Consider the following 13,572-nt stretch of genomic DNA (forward strand, 5'->3'; position numbering starts at 1 on the left):
CCGGGCGCATACTGCAAAAAGCCTGGGACATGCTCACCCAGGCTCGGTCATATGATTCAACTATGGAGGCACTGTGAAGGCATTGCAAGGCGTTGACGGACATGTGGCTTGGGTCGAGGCGCAGCGCCCGACCTGTGACGCTGGCCAGGTGCGTATTCGCGTGGCCGCAGCGGGGCTGAACCGCGCCGATCTGCTGCAGATGAAAGGTTTGTATCCACCACCGCCAGGCGCCAGCCCCTACATGGGCCTGGAGTGCGCCGGGGTGATCGAGGAAGTGGGTGCCGGTGCCGACTGGCGGGTGGGTGACCGGGTGTGCGCGCTGCTGGCCAGCGGCGCCATGGCCGAGGAAGTGGTGGTGGATGCCCGCCACGTGCTGCCGGTGCCCGAAGGCCTGAGCCTGCACGAGGCGGCGGCGTTGCCGGAGGTGTATGCCACTGCCTGGCTGAACATCTTCCAGCTGGGTGGCGTTAAAGCTGGCGAGAAAGTGCTGGTGCACGCTGGCGCCAGCGGCGTTGGCTCGGCCGCCATCCAGCTGTGCAAGGCATTCGGCAGCCCGGTGTGGGTCAGCGTCGGTTCGCAGGACCGCCTGGCCTACTGCGAGGCGCTGGGCGCCGCCGGCGGTGTGGTACGCAACGAGAACCTGGATGCGCTGGAAGGTTTCGGCCCGTTCGATGTGATTCTCGACCCGGTGGGCGCCAGCTACGGCGAGCTCAACCTCAAGCTGCTGGCACGTGACGGGCGCTGGGTGATCATCGGCCTGATGGGCGGGCGCAAGTTCGAGCTGGACCTGGCACAGGTACTGGGCAAGCGCCTGGAGATTACCGGCTCCACGCTGCGCAACCGCGACGACGGCTTCAAGGCCGAGTTGCTGCGCGATTTGCAGCAGCAGGTTTGGCCGCTGTTTGCCGAAGGGCGCCTGTCGCCGCAGCTTGTGGATACCTACCCGGTGGAGTTTGCCCAGGCGGCGTATGCCGAGCTGGAGACCAACCAGGTGTCGGGCAAGCTGGTGATGGTGATCGACCCTAGTCTGGTGTAAGCAGGCCTGGCCCTTTCGCGGGCACGCCCGCTCCCACAGGGACTCCACAATATTCAAGTTTGTGGTGACTCCTGTGGGAGCGGGCGTGCCCGCGAAGAGGCCCACACAAATCTTCAGCTCCAGCTCAGAACCGGCCAGCCATTGATCTCGGCATGCTCCCGCAACACCGCATCCGGGTTCACCACATGCGGATGATCCACCTTCAACAACAGCGGCAAATCGTTCCGCGAGTCGGAATAGAAACTCGCCCCCTCCAGGTTCTCCTGCTCCTGGTCCAGCCACTCCAGCAACCGCGTGATCTTCCCTTCGCGATAGGTCAGCACCCCATGGGTCTTGCCGGTATAAACCCCGTTCACCGCCTCCAGTTCGATCGCCAGGTATTCGTCCACCCCAAGCCGCGCCGCAATCGGCCCGACCAGATGCGTACCCGACGCCGAAATGATCAGGATGCGATCCCCACGCTTGCGGTGCTCGGCAATGCAGCGGCAGGCGTCGCCGTAGATGATCGGCTCGATCACCTCTTCGACCCACGGCGCCACCAGGTGCTCGACCTCTTCCAGGGTGCGCCCGGCAATCGGCTCCAGGCTGAAGGCCATGTACTCCTCCATCCGCAGGTGGCCTTTGCCGTAGGCTTCCATCAACTCATGGTCGCGGCGCAGGAAGTCCTTGCCGTCGACCCAGCCCAGCCGGGCCATCTGCTCGCTCCACAGCGACGCGCAGTCGCCGTGGATCAGGGTTTCGTCCAGATCGAAAATTGCCAGTGCCATGGTGTTGATTCTCCTTAGGCCACTTCCCGTAGCGCCGTGGGGTCGATCGACAAGCTTACCCGTTGCCCGTCCGCGTGCAGGTCGGACGGTGAGCGGTTGAGCACGTCGACCACCAGTTCCACCTCGCGTACCCGCACCCGGTAGCGGATCACGTTGCCCAGCAGGCTGTGGCTGCGCACTTCGGCGTCCAGTTCGCCGTTGATGCCCAGGGTGATCGACTCGGGGCGGATCGCCAGGCGGCTGGCCACCGGGCGCTGCAGCAGGCGGCTGGCGCTGTCGGCGTCGAGCAGGTTGTAGTTGCCGATGAAGCCGGCGGCAAACAGGTCCACCGGCGCGGTGTAGAGGGTTTCGGCATCGCCGCTCTGGACGATGCGGCCCTGGTTCATCAGGAAGATGCGGTCGGACATGGTCAGCGCCTCTTCCTGGTCGTGGGTGACGAAGATGGTGGTCAGCCCCAGCTCGCGCTGGATGGCGCGGATCTGCTCGCGCAGGTGCTTGCGGATGCGCGCATCCAGCGCCGACAGCGGCTCGTCGAGCAGCAGCAGGCGCGGGCGGGTGACCAGCGAACGGGCCAGGGCCACGCGCTGGCACTGGCCGCCGGACAACTGGTGCGGGTAGCGCCCGGCGAAGTTGCCCAGCTCCACCAGCTCCAGCGCCTCGCGTACCCGGGCTTGGCTTTCTTCTGCCTTGACCTTCTGCATGCGCAGGCCGAAGGCGACGTTCTGCTCCACGGTCATGTTGGGGAACAGCGCATAGCTCTGGAACACCATGCCGATACCGCGCTTTTGCGGGCTCAGCGGCACGATGTCATGGCCGTCGAGCAGGATCTGCCCGCTGTCCACCGGGGTGAGCCCGGCGATGCAGCGCAGCAGCGTGGACTTGCCGCAACCGGACGGGCCAAGCAGGGTAACGAACTCGCCGCGCTCGATACGGCAGTCGATGTTCTCGAACACCGGGCTGCCGGCGTAGCTTTTTTGCAGTTTCTGTACGCTGACGAAGCTCATGTCAGGTCTTGTCCTTGTTCAGGCGGTTGGCGACCCAGGTCAGTACCAGCACGAAGGCGAAGTACGAGATCACCAACGCGCTGTTGAAGTGGCCGCTGCTGTTGCGCATGTTGTTCAGGTAAACCTGCAGCGTCTCGTAGCGGGTGCCGACCAGCAGGTTGGCGAACACGAACTCGCCAAACAGGAACGAGAACGACAGCAGCAGTGCCACCATCAGGCCCTTGCGCAGGTTCGGCAGCACCACCAGCAGCGCCGCCTGCCAGGTGCTGGCGCCCAGCAGCTGGGCGGCGTCCATCAGGTCGCGCAGGTTGATCGCCTGCAGGTTGTTGGTGATGGCCCGATACATGAACGGCAGGGCAATGGTGAAGTAACAGCCGATCAGGATCCACGGCGTGCCGACCATGGCCATGGGCCCACTGCCATACAGCTGCAGCAGCCCCACCGACGACACCACCGGCGGCACCGCGAACGGCAGCAGGATGAGGATGTTCATCAGTGCGTCGAGCCTGGGGAAGTGGTAGTGGACCACGAACAGCAGCGGCAGGATCAGCACCACCGACAGCAGCAGCGCGCCCACGCACACCAGCAGCGACTGGCCGAAGGCAGCCAGGAAGCGCGGCTCGCTCCACAGCGCGATGTACCACTTGAAGGTCAAGCCGCTGGGCAGCAGGCTGGCCGACCAGCTGGTGGCCAGCGAGTAGAGCAGGGTGCCGGCCAGCGGCAGCAGCAGGATGAGGAACAGCAGGTAGACCACGGCGCGGTGGTACCAGCCGCCGGAACGGGCGTCAGCGCGCATGGTAGCTCCTTTTCAGCAGCCATTGATGCACCACCGTGACCAGCGTCATCAGCCCCACCAGGACCATCGCCAGGGCGCTGGCCAGGTTGGGATCGAGGCTGATGTCACCGGCCACCAGGCCGGCGATGCGGATCGGCAGTACGTTGAAGTTGCCGGTGGTCAGCGCGTACACGGTGGCATAGGCACCGAGCGCGTTGGCCAACAGGATGACGAAGGTGCCCAGCAGTGCCGGGGTCAGCACCGGCAGGCCGATGTGCCGCCAGAATTGCCAGTGGTTGGCGCCCAGCAGCGCGGCCGACTCGCGCCAGTCTTCACGCAGGGCGTCGAACGCGGGGTACAGCAGCAACACGCCAAGCGGGATCTGGAAGTAGGTGTACACCAGGATCAGCCCGCTCTTGGAATAGATGCTGAAGTCCTCCAGCAGGCCGACCTGCTTCAGCAGCAGGGTCAGCGCGCCGTTGAAACCGAGCAGGATGATGAAGGCGAAGGCCAGCGGCACCCCGGCGAAGTTGCTGGTCATGTTGGCGAAGGCGCTGACGAAGTCGCGCAGCTTCGAGTCCACCTGGCGCAGCGAATAGGCGCCGAGGGTGGCGATGACGATGCCGAACAGGCTCGACCAGAAGCTGATCTCCAGGCTGCGTTGCAGGGCCTGCAGGTAGAACTTCGAGGCGAATACCTTGCTGAAGTTGTCCACGCCCCAACCTGCTTCCGATTGCAGGCTGTTGATCGCCACCCAGGCCAGCGGGGCGATCTGGAAGATGACGAAGAACACGGCGAACGGTAGCAGGCAGAGCAGGGCCAGGTAGCGGCCACGGGCGCTGCTGCTCTTGGGTGTGGTCACTTCAGCAACTCCCGACAGACACTCTTGTCATGCGGTGCGCCGAGCAGCTCGCAGATGGTCCCGCACAGTTCGGTCTGCAGCGGTTTGGCCGCAGGGTCGAGGCTGAAGGCATCGCCGAAGACGAACAGTGGCACTTCGCGCTCCTCGGTCAGCAGGCCATTGTGCGAGCGGTCGTTGTTCATGCCGTGGTCGGCGGTGACCAGTACCTGGTAGCCCTCTTCGAGCCAGCCTGGCAAGTAGTCGGCCAGCAGGATGTCGGCGCTGCGCGCGGCGTTGCGGTACTGGCTGCTGTCCAGGCCGTGGTGGTGGCCGACATCGTCGATGCTCATCGGGTGCACCAGCAGGAAGTTGGGGGCGTGGCGGCGGCGCAGGTATTCGGCATCGGCCAGCAGGTGCGAATCGGGGTAACGGTCGTCCCAGTAGAACAGCCCGTGCTGGATCGGCAGTTTCGGTGCGTGGGTATGGCGGTCGCGCTGCGGGTCGAAGGGCGAGCGGTTGTACAGCTCGCTCATCCAGTGATAGGCCGCCGCCGCAGTGCCCAGGTTGGCCTCGCGGGCGTAGTGGAACACGCTGCGCTGGTTGGACAGGCGGTTGACGTTGTTGTGCACGATGCCGCTGTCGATCGGCGGCACACCGGTGAGGATGCACTCGTACAGCGGCCGCGACAGCGACGGCAGTTCGCATTCCACGCGGTACAGCGCGGCACGGTCGGCCTCGACGTAGGCGTGCAGGTGGCCCATGGCGTGATGGGCGACCTGGTAGTTGAGGCCGTCGAGCAGGACCAGGATGACGTTGTGTTGCATGGTGGCTCCAGTCATAAACCGCGTTGCCTTCATCGCCGGCAAGCCAGCTCCCACAGGTCTACCACAGGATTCAGACCCAGTGGGGTACCTGTGGGAGCTGGCTTGCCGGCGATGAGGCCTGTTCAGGCGCTACAGAAGATAGCCCCTTACTCCATCTCGATGATCACCTGCTCCTGCCACATCTGCGGCAGTTTCTTCGAGCTCGCTTCCCAGGCCTCGGCATTCTTGATCGGCTGCGCGGCCTTGTACTGTTCGTTGGGCAGCAGCTTGGCCTGCACATCGTCCGGCAGCTTCAGGTGCTCGGCACGGATCGGCCGCGCATGCCCCTTGGCCAGGTTGATCTGCCCGGCGTCGCTGAAGATGTATTCACGCGTCAGCTTGGCCGCGTTCGGGTGCTTGGCGTACTTGTTGATGACGGTGGTATAGCCGGAGATCACCGAGCCATCCGACGGGATCAGCACTTCGAAACGCTTGGGGTCGATCTGTTCACGGTAGCTCAGGCCGTTGAAGTCCCACACCACGCCCACTTCCACCTCGCCCTTCTCCAGGGTCTGGATGGTCGGGTTGGCCAGCGACAGGCGCTTCTGCTGGGCCAGCTTGGTGAACAACTGCAGGCCCGGTGCCAGGTTGGTCTCGTCACCCTTGTAGGCGATCGCCGCAGCCAGCACGCCGTTGGCGGCCTGGGCAGCGGTGCCGACATCACCGATGGCGACCTTGTACTTGCCTTTTTCCAGGTCATGCCAGGAGGTTGGCCGCTCGCCTTCCTTGACCAGGTCCTTGTTGATGATGAAAGCGATGGTGCCGGTATAGGCCAGCGCCCAGTGGCCGTCCTTGTCCTTGGCCCAGGTCGGCACCTGGTCCCAGGTGCTCGGCTTGTACGCCTGGCTCACGCCCTTGCTCACGGCGATCGGGCCGAAGGCGGCACCCACGTCGCCGATGTCGGCGCTGGCGTTGTCCTTCTCGGCTTCGAACTTGGCGATTTCCTGGGCCGAGCTCATGTCGGTGTCGCTGTGCTTGAGGCCGTACTTGCTGGCCAGATCTTCCCAGGTGCCTTTCCAGTTGGCCCAGGCATCGGGCATGCCCACGCTGTTGACGTTGCCTTCCTTGCGGGCGGCGTCTTCCAGGGCCTTGAGGTTGGTATCGGCGGCCATGGCCGTGGTACACAGGGCGATGGCCGAACCGAGCAGTGACGCCATGAACAACTTTTTCATCCGAAGCTCCTTGGGTGGGTGCCTTTAGCGATGGTTGTTATGAGTGAAGCCGTTGTCTGGTGACCGTTGGTCTAGGTCAGCAAACCTTGAGCCAAGGTAGGCTGCTTGCGTGACAGTTTGATGTAGGGAAGGGCCGGTGAAGGCCCTGAAGCTACAGCGTAGACCACGCAGCTGCCCGGTTCTGCTGGGTTGGCGCGTTTCTGGCAGTGTCTGGCCAAAGCCTTTGTCACAGGATGTTCATCAGCCCTGCCTAGGCTTGCACTATTCTCCAAGTGCCCTGTTCTGGGGCTGGACTAGTCCAGATAGGTAACCTTTGATGCAGTCGATGCCACCGCGTGCGGTAACAGCCATCTGTCACGCTCTGCAGGAGCAGATCGAGCACGGCCTGCTGGCGCCGGGCGGCAAGCTGCCGGCCGAGCGCAAGCTCAGCGAGGTGTTCGATACCACGCGCATTACCCTGCGTGAGGCGCTGGTGCAGCTCGAAGCCCAGGGGCTGATCTACCGCGAAGAGCGTCGCGGCTGGTTCGTCGCGCCCGAACGGCTGACCTACGACCTGATCGAGCGCAGCCACTTCCATGCCATGGTCCGCGACCAGGGGCGGGTGCCCAGTACCGAACTGTTGTCGGCGCGGCTGCAGCCGGCCTCGGCGGCCATCTGTGCGCGCTTGCAGCTGCCGGCGTTGTCCAGCGTGGTACGTATCTGCCGGTTACGGCGGATCGATGGGCGGGCAGTGCTGTATGCCGAGCACTACCTCAACCCCCGGTACTTCCCAGAGATTCTCGAACAGGACCTGGCCCAGTCGCTGACCGAGATTTATGGGCGGGTGTATGGCATCCAGTATGGGCAGGTGTGCTTCGAGATCTTGCCGACGGCGTTGCCGGTGGAGGCGGCCAGTGCCTTGAAGGTGTCGGCGGGAAGCCCAGGGTTGCATATCACCCGGGTCAACAGTGACCAGCATGGGCACCTGATCGACTGTGACCTGGAGTATTGGCGGCATGATGCCATCCGCATCCGCGCCCAGGCGGGTTGACCATGGTTTTTTGGGGCTGCTTTGCAGCCCATCGCCGGCAAGCCAGCTCCCACCCCGAAAGCATCGGCCTCGAGCCATGCGCTATCCCTGTGGGAGCTGGCTTGCCGGCGATAGGGTCCTAACTGGCGGAACCGGTTGCCGCCATCCCGCCACCCCCGGCCGTCACCACCTGCACCGACAACCGCGGCGTGGCCAAATCCAGCCCGGCCTCATCCAGCTGCCGCTTCAACGCCAGGTTGAACGCCCGCGAAACCTCCCACTGCTTGATCGGCGCAGTCTTGAACCGCGCCCGCAAGATCGCCGACCCCGACTCGAAGCTCTCCACCCCCTGCAGCTCCAGCGGCGACCAGATGTTGCGGCGCATCAGCGGGTCGTTGCGCAGCTTCTGCCCCACTTCGCGAATCAGCGTGATCGCCTGGTCGATGTTCATGCTGTGCGGGATCGCCACGCGGAAGATCGCGTAACCGAACTCGCGGGAGTAGTTCTTGATGCTCTTGATCTCGCTGAACGGGATGGTATGCACGATGCCGTCGATGTCACGCAGGCGCACGGTACGGATGGTCAGCCCCTCCACCGTGCCCAGGTGGCCACCCACATCGACGTAGTCGTCGATGGCCAGCGAGTCCTCGATGATGATGAACAGCCCGGTGATCAGGTCGGCCACCAGTGACTGCGCACCAAAGCCGATGGCCAGGCCGATCACACCGGCACCCGCCAGCAGCGGGGTGACGTTCATGCCCATGTTGGCCAGGGCGACGATCACCGCGATGATGAAGATGACCACGAACATCACGTTGCGGATCAACGGCATCATGGTCTGCGCGCGGGCGTTGGCCAGGCCTCGGCGCGAGCGCACCAGGGCGTGGTGCACGGCGGTGTCGGCAAGGATCCACACCAGCCAGGCGACGATCAGCGTGCCGGCCAGGCCCAGCAGGCGCACGCTTATGTCGTGGCCGTCGCCTTCGGCGAAGCTGATCATCGACAGGCCCCACACGCGCAGCCCCAGTTCGATGAACACCAGCCAGATGAACAGGTGCACCAGCAGGTAACCGAAGTTGCGCAAGCGCTCGGCGTACACCGCCTGGCGCTTGTTGGCGCGCTTGGGGTTGGCGGCGTGGCGGCGCACCAGGCCGTTGAGCACCATGCACACCACCACCAGCACCGTGCACATCAGCGACTGGCGCAGGGCGGTGCTGGTGTCGCCGGCCGAGATAAAGGTAGCGAACAGCGAAATCGCCACCAGGATCAGTGCCGGCACGAACCAGAAGCTGCCGAGGATCTCGATGGTGTCGCTGAGGGTGCGCCGGGTCAGGCGCCGTGACAGCGGCTGGTTGCGAATCAGGTGGGCGATCGGGCGGCGGAAGCGCAGGATGAACAGCCCGGTGCACAGCGCCGCAATCACGTTGGCCAGGGTGGCCAGGGCGTGGGCCAGGTGGGTGCCGAGGGCGACCATCAGGCGCGGGTCGCTCATCGCTTCGCCAAACGCGGCGAAGCTGCCGATCAGCCATAGCGGGCGGAACGCCTGGTGGCGCAGGATGTGCAGGGCGCGGTGGCGGTGGGGGCCGTCGAGCAGCGAGAAGGCGATCACGCAGATGGCCGAGAAGCAGGTGCCGACCACCAGTGCGTAGGCCAGCACCATGGCCAGCGACTTGCCCAGCGACGGCGGCAGCACGAAGCTCAGGTACACGGTGAACAACAGCGCAACCAGCCACGGGCCAAGCTTGCGCAGGGCAAAGCGCACAAGGTCCCAGGTGCGCGGGTGCTGTGGCAGTTCCTCGCTCAGGCCAAAACGCAGGCGTACCCGATGCCCGACCCAGTTGAAGGCGTAGGCCAGCACGCTCCAGACGGCAATGACGGCGGCAAAGCCGAACAGGATGGCCGGCCACTGGTGCACCGGCACCATCAACTCGGTCAGTTCGGCCTGGGCCTGTTCGATTTCCGCGGCCCAGCGATGGAACGGGCTGGCATCGCCGCTGAACTGCTTTTCGAAGTCATGCAGGGCGCCGCCGATCAGGCCGAGCACGCCCTGTTCGACGGTGGGTTGCGATTGCCTGGTGGCGTCGCGCAGCTTTTTCAGGTCGGCCAGCAGCTTGGCCCGCTGCTGGTCGTTTTCCAGGTTCTTGATCACCTCGTCCAGCGACTTGCCCAGCGGTTCGCTGGCCTCTGGCTGCGCGGGCGCGCTGCCACCCAGCAGGCCTGGCAGGCCCGCAGCCTGTAACGGGGTGACAAACAGGAACAGCAGCAGGAACAGGCAACGCAGGAGGGCAGGCACTGGCAAAACTACCTCAGGTCAAACGATTGGCCGAGTGTAGAGGTTTATGACGGCAGTTTCTCGAGGATCTTCCAGCAGGTGAGGCCGAAGATGCCCAAGGTACCGATCCACATCATCAGTACGCCGATGTTGCGCTCGCGCAGACTGAAACCGATGGTCAGCAACATCAGGAACAGAAACACCGGCACGAACAGGGACAGGAACGGGGACATGGACAGCAATCCTTTTGCAGTGGGGCCATGTAACAAGCATAGCGGGTAGCGGGCGAAGCGGGATTGACCTTGAGCAGGCCCGGCCTCTTCGCGGGCATGCCCGCTCCCGCAGGTACTGCACAGGCCTTGAATGCTGTGATGATCCTGTGGGAGCGGGCGAGCCCGCGAAGAGGCCGGTCCTGGCTACATCAAAGCATCAAGGCAACTCGCGGCAACGGTAGAAGGCGCTCAGCACCTTCACCAGGTGCGCCAGGTCATGGCTGCCGCACAGCTCGCGAATCGAATGCATGGCAAAGGTCGGCAAGCCGATATCCACCGTACGCACGCCCAGGTGGCTGGCCGCGATCGGCCCGATGGTCGAGCCACAGCCCATGTCGCTGCGTACCACGAAGCTCTGCACCGGCACTTCCTCGGCCATGCACAGGTGACGGAAGAACCCGGCGGTTTCGCTGTTGGTAGCGTAGCGCTGGTTGTTGTTCACCTTGATTACCGGCCCGGCGTTGAGCTTGGGCCCGTGGTTGCCGTCGTGCTTGTCGGCGTAGTTGGGGTGCACGCCGTGGGCGTTGTCGGCCGACACCATCAGCGAGCGCTGGATGGTGCGCACGTAGGCGTCGCCATCCGGCAGCAGGCGCTGCAGGGTCTGCTCCAGCATCGGCCCGTCGGCGCCACAGGCCGAGCAGCTGCCGACTTCTTCATGGTCGTTGCACACCAGTACGCAGGTTTCGTCGCTGTCGGCGGCCAGCAGGGCCTGCAGGCCGGCGTAGCACGACAACAGGTTGTCCAGGCGCGCACCGGCGATGAAGTCGCCGTTCAGGCCGACCAGTGCGGCGTCCTGGGTGTCGTAGAAGCTCAGCTCGTAATCCAGCACCACATCGGCGATCAGTTCGTGCTCGCGGGCCAGTTGCTCGGTGAGCAGGGCGCGGAAGTCGATGCGCTCGTCACCCGCCACCTGGGCCAGGATCGGCGGCAGCTCGTTCTGCGGGTTGATCGCCCAGCCTTCGTTGGCGGTGCGGTTGAGATGGATTGCCAGGTTGGGGATGACCGCGATCGGCAGCTTGAAGTCGATCAGCTGGCTTTCGACCTTGCCGTCACGGCGGTAGGTGACCCGGCCGGCCAGCGACAGGTCGCGGTCGAACCATGGCGCCAGCAGGGCGCCGCCATACACTTCGACGCCCAGCTGCAGGAAGCCCTGGCGCTGCAGCTCGGGCTGCGGCTTGACCCGCAGGCACGGGCTGTCGGTGTGGGCGCCGACCATGCGGATACCGTTCAGCAACGGTGCCTGCTTGCCCAGCTTGATGGCGATGATCGACGAGTCGTTGCGGGTGACGTAGTAGCGGCCGCCAGGCACTGTGGCCCAGCTGTCGCGTTCGTCCAGGCGCTGGTAGCCGGCAGCTTCCAGGCGCTGGGCCAGGCTGGCGGTGGCGTGGAAGGGCGTGGGGGAGGCCTTGAGGAAGTCGATAAGGCCAGAATTCAGTACGTCGCGCATAGCTCACTCCAGACAGCAGTGGCGCGAGTTTAGCGTATTAGGTCGACAAATTGTGTCTGCCTCTTCGCGGGCTCGCCCGCTCCCACAGGGATCGCACAAACCTGACAGCTGTGCGGTCCCTGTGGGAGCGGGCAAGCCCGCGAAGAGGCCGGTACAGGCTGTACAAATTCAGAAAGGCGCAGGGCACTCGAACTTCAACCGCTCCCCGGACACCGGGTGGGTAAAGCTCAGCATCGAGGCATGCAGGCACAGCCGCTCGTGGGCAGCCAGTGCCTCGGGGTTGGCATACAGCCGGTCGCCCAGCAGCGGGTGCCCGATCGACAGCATGTGCACGCGCAACTGGTGCGAACGCCCGGTAATCGGTGTCAGCTCTACCCGGCAGTAATCACCGCAGCGCTCGACGATGCGCCAGAAGGTCAGCGCATGCTTGCCCTGCTCGTGGTCCACCACATGCCGTGGCTTGGTCGGCGGGTCGTAGCGCAGCGGCAGGTCGATGCTGCCGCTGTCCAGCGCCGGCTGGCCCCAGCACAGCGCGGTGTAGGCCTTTTCGGTTTCGCGGTCGTGGAACTGGCGCGACAGCTCACGGTGGCTGTCGGCATCCCGGGCCAGCAGGATGATGCCGGAAGTTTCCCAGTCCAGGCGGTGCACGATCAGCGCGTCGGGGTAGCCGTTTTCCTGCAGGCGGGTGATCAGGCAGTCCTTGTTGTCCTCGGCGCGGCCGGGTACCGACAGCAGCAGGGTCGGTTTGTTGATCACCAGGATGGCGGCGTCTTCGTGCAGGATCTGGATGTTGGACAGCGGCATTGCTTGGTCTCGGTTATATCGGGGAAAACACTGGGGCCGCCTTGCGGCCCATCGCCGGCAAGCCAGCTCCCACAGGTACAGCGCGAACCCTGTGGGAGCTGGCTTGCCGGCGATGGGCTGCAAAGCAGCCCCAATGATCCAGGCCTGGTCGCGAAATCAGCGATCCGGCAAGGTGATGTTCAGCTCCAGAATCGAACAGCTACCCTGGTTTTCCAGCTCGATATGCACATCATCGTTGCCGATGTTCACATATTTGCGGATCACTTCCAGCAGTTCTTTCTGCAGCGCTGGCAGGTAGTCCGGTTCGCTGCGTTGGCCGCGCTCGTGCGCCACGATGATCTGTAGACGCTCTTTCGCTACCGACGCGCTGGTAGTTTTCTGTCTGCCACGAAAGAAGTCAAAAAGGTTCATGGTTTACTTGCCTCCAAACAGGCGCGCGAAGAATCCTTGCTTCGGCACTTCGATGAACCGCAGGGGCTTTTCTTTGCCCAGCAGACGGTCGACGGTATCGCTATAGGCCTGGCCGGCATCGCTCTGGTCGTCGAGGATGACCGGGATACCCTGGTTGGAAGCCTTGAGCACTGCCTGGCTCTCGGGGATCACACCCTTGAGCTTGATCGCCAGGATCTCTTCGACGTCGGCGATGCTCAGCATTTCGCCCTTTTCCACGCGCTCCGGGTGGTAGCGGGTGATCAGCAGGTGTTCCTTGATCGGCTCTTCGCCGTTCTCGGAGCGGCGCGACTTGCTCGACAGGATGCCCAGCATGCGGTCGGAGTCACGTACCGAGGACACCTCGGGGTTGGTGACCACGACGGCTTCGTCGGCAAAGTACATGGCCAGGTGTGCGCCTTTCTCGATACCGGCCGGCGAGTCGCAGATGACGAAGTCGAAGTCTTTCTTCAGCTCCATCAGGACCTTTTCCACGCCTTCCTGGGTCAGCGCGTCCTTGTCACGGGTCTGGCTGGCGGCCAGCACGTACAGGTTCTCGAGGCGCTTGTCCTTGATCAGGGCCTGTTGCAGGTTGGCTTCGCCGTTGACCACGTTGACGAAGTCGTACACCACGCGGCGTTCGCAGCCCATGATCAGGTCGAGGTTACGCAGGCCCACGTCGAAGTCGACGATGACGGTCTTGTGGCCACGCAGTGCGAGGCCGGTACCAATGGCGGCGCTGGTGGTGGTCTTGCCCACACCCCCCTTGCCGGAAGTAACCACGAGAATCTTGGCCAAGGTGTTTCACCCCTAAAATAATCGGGACACAAGTCCCTGCAAAAATACAAATAAACGGCAACGGTAAGAAAAGTTGCACTAAA

General features: G+C 64.1%; 14 protein-coding genes. 2 read left to right on the forward strand and 12 right to left on the reverse strand.

The window, feature by feature from the left end; genetic code table 11:
- Positions 1 to 73: 73 nt before the first annotated feature.
- Entirely contained in the window at positions 74 to 1,036 is a 963-nt protein-coding gene (locus CAG34_RS10945; RefSeq protein ID WP_085589951.1) for an NAD(P)H-quinone oxidoreductase, read from the forward strand.
- A 113-nt stretch (positions 1,037 to 1,149) separates the two neighbouring features.
- Here the strand turns inward: CAG34_RS10945 and CAG34_RS10950 are convergent, their stop codons facing one another.
- From CAG34_RS10950 to CAG34_RS10975, 6 genes are all read right to left on the reverse strand, one after another.
- Positions 1,150 to 1,803, reverse strand: coding sequence for an HAD family phosphatase (locus tag CAG34_RS10950; protein WP_085589953.1), 654 nt, complete (start codon positions 1,801 to 1,803; stop codon positions 1,150 to 1,152).
- Between the two features lie 14 nt (positions 1,804 to 1,817).
- Complete coding sequence (locus CAG34_RS10955) at positions 1,818 to 2,807, reverse strand: ABC transporter ATP-binding protein (protein WP_025338060.1); 990 nt, start codon at positions 2,805 to 2,807, stop codon at positions 1,818 to 1,820.
- Position 2,808: 1 nt separating this feature from the next.
- Positions 2,809 to 3,603, reverse strand: a complete 795-nt coding sequence (locus tag CAG34_RS10960; protein WP_013971414.1) for an ABC transporter permease — start codon at positions 3,601 to 3,603, stop codon at positions 2,809 to 2,811.
- The gene (locus CAG34_RS10965; protein WP_046616725.1) at positions 3,593 to 4,444 is read right to left on the reverse strand and encodes an ABC transporter permease subunit; all 852 of its coding nucleotides are present in this window, start codon (positions 4,442 to 4,444) and stop codon (positions 3,593 to 3,595) included. Before CAG34_RS10965 ends, CAG34_RS10960 begins: the two co-directional genes overlap by 11 nt.
- Entirely contained in the window at positions 4,441 to 5,247 is an 807-nt protein-coding gene (locus CAG34_RS10970; protein ID WP_085589955.1) for an alkaline phosphatase family protein, read from the reverse strand. The genes CAG34_RS10965 and CAG34_RS10970 overlap by 4 nt, the downstream gene beginning before the upstream one ends.
- 146 nt (positions 5,248 to 5,393) lie before the next feature.
- Positions 5,394 to 6,458, reverse strand: coding sequence for an ABC transporter substrate-binding protein (locus CAG34_RS10975; protein ID WP_085589957.1), 1,065 nt, complete (start codon positions 6,456 to 6,458; stop codon positions 5,394 to 5,396).
- Positions 6,459 to 6,774: 316 nt separating this feature from the next.
- On the opposite strand from CAG34_RS10975, the gene phnR reads away from it, so the two are divergent.
- Positions 6,775 to 7,488, forward strand: coding sequence for a phosphonate utilization transcriptional regulator PhnR (gene phnR, locus CAG34_RS10980; RefSeq protein ID WP_025338064.1), 714 nt, complete (start codon positions 6,775 to 6,777; stop codon positions 7,486 to 7,488).
- Between the two features lie 118 nt (positions 7,489 to 7,606).
- Here phnR and CAG34_RS10985 read toward each other — a convergent pair whose 3' ends face one another.
- From CAG34_RS10985 to minD, 6 genes are all read right to left on the reverse strand, one after another.
- On the reverse strand, positions 7,607 to 9,760 hold the full coding sequence (locus CAG34_RS10985) for a mechanosensitive ion channel family protein (protein ID WP_085590151.1): 2,154 nt from the start codon (positions 9,758 to 9,760) through the stop codon (positions 7,607 to 7,609).
- Positions 9,761 to 9,804: 44 nt separating this feature from the next.
- Positions 9,805 to 9,972 (reverse strand): hypothetical protein, encoded by a 168-nt coding sequence (locus CAG34_RS28980; RefSeq protein WP_170929313.1) that lies wholly within the window; start codon positions 9,970 to 9,972, stop codon positions 9,805 to 9,807.
- Between the two features lie 196 nt (positions 9,973 to 10,168).
- On the reverse strand, positions 10,169 to 11,458 hold the full coding sequence (locus tag CAG34_RS10990; protein ID WP_025338066.1) for a M18 family aminopeptidase: 1,290 nt from the start codon (positions 11,456 to 11,458) through the stop codon (positions 10,169 to 10,171).
- A 168-nt stretch (positions 11,459 to 11,626) separates the two neighbouring features.
- Entirely contained in the window at positions 11,627 to 12,262 is a 636-nt protein-coding gene (locus CAG34_RS10995; RefSeq protein ID WP_011532730.1) for an RluA family pseudouridine synthase, read from the reverse strand.
- A gap of 156 nt (positions 12,263 to 12,418) precedes the next feature.
- On the reverse strand, positions 12,419 to 12,673 hold the full coding sequence (minE, locus tag CAG34_RS11000) for a cell division topological specificity factor MinE (protein ID WP_025338068.1): 255 nt from the start codon (positions 12,671 to 12,673) through the stop codon (positions 12,419 to 12,421).
- Positions 12,674 to 12,676: 3 nt separating this feature from the next.
- Positions 12,677 to 13,489: a septum site-determining protein MinD gene (gene minD / locus CAG34_RS11005; RefSeq protein ID WP_085589959.1), complete on the reverse strand. Its 813-nt coding sequence runs from the start codon at positions 13,487 to 13,489 to the stop codon at positions 12,677 to 12,679.
- Positions 13,490 to 13,572 lie beyond the last annotated feature (83 nt).

Origin of the sequence: Pseudomonas sp. B14(2017) (assembly GCF_002113255.1) — a bacterium.
GTDB classification, from domain to species: Bacteria; Pseudomonadota; Gammaproteobacteria; order Pseudomonadales; family Pseudomonadaceae; genus Aquipseudomonas; species Aquipseudomonas putida_Z.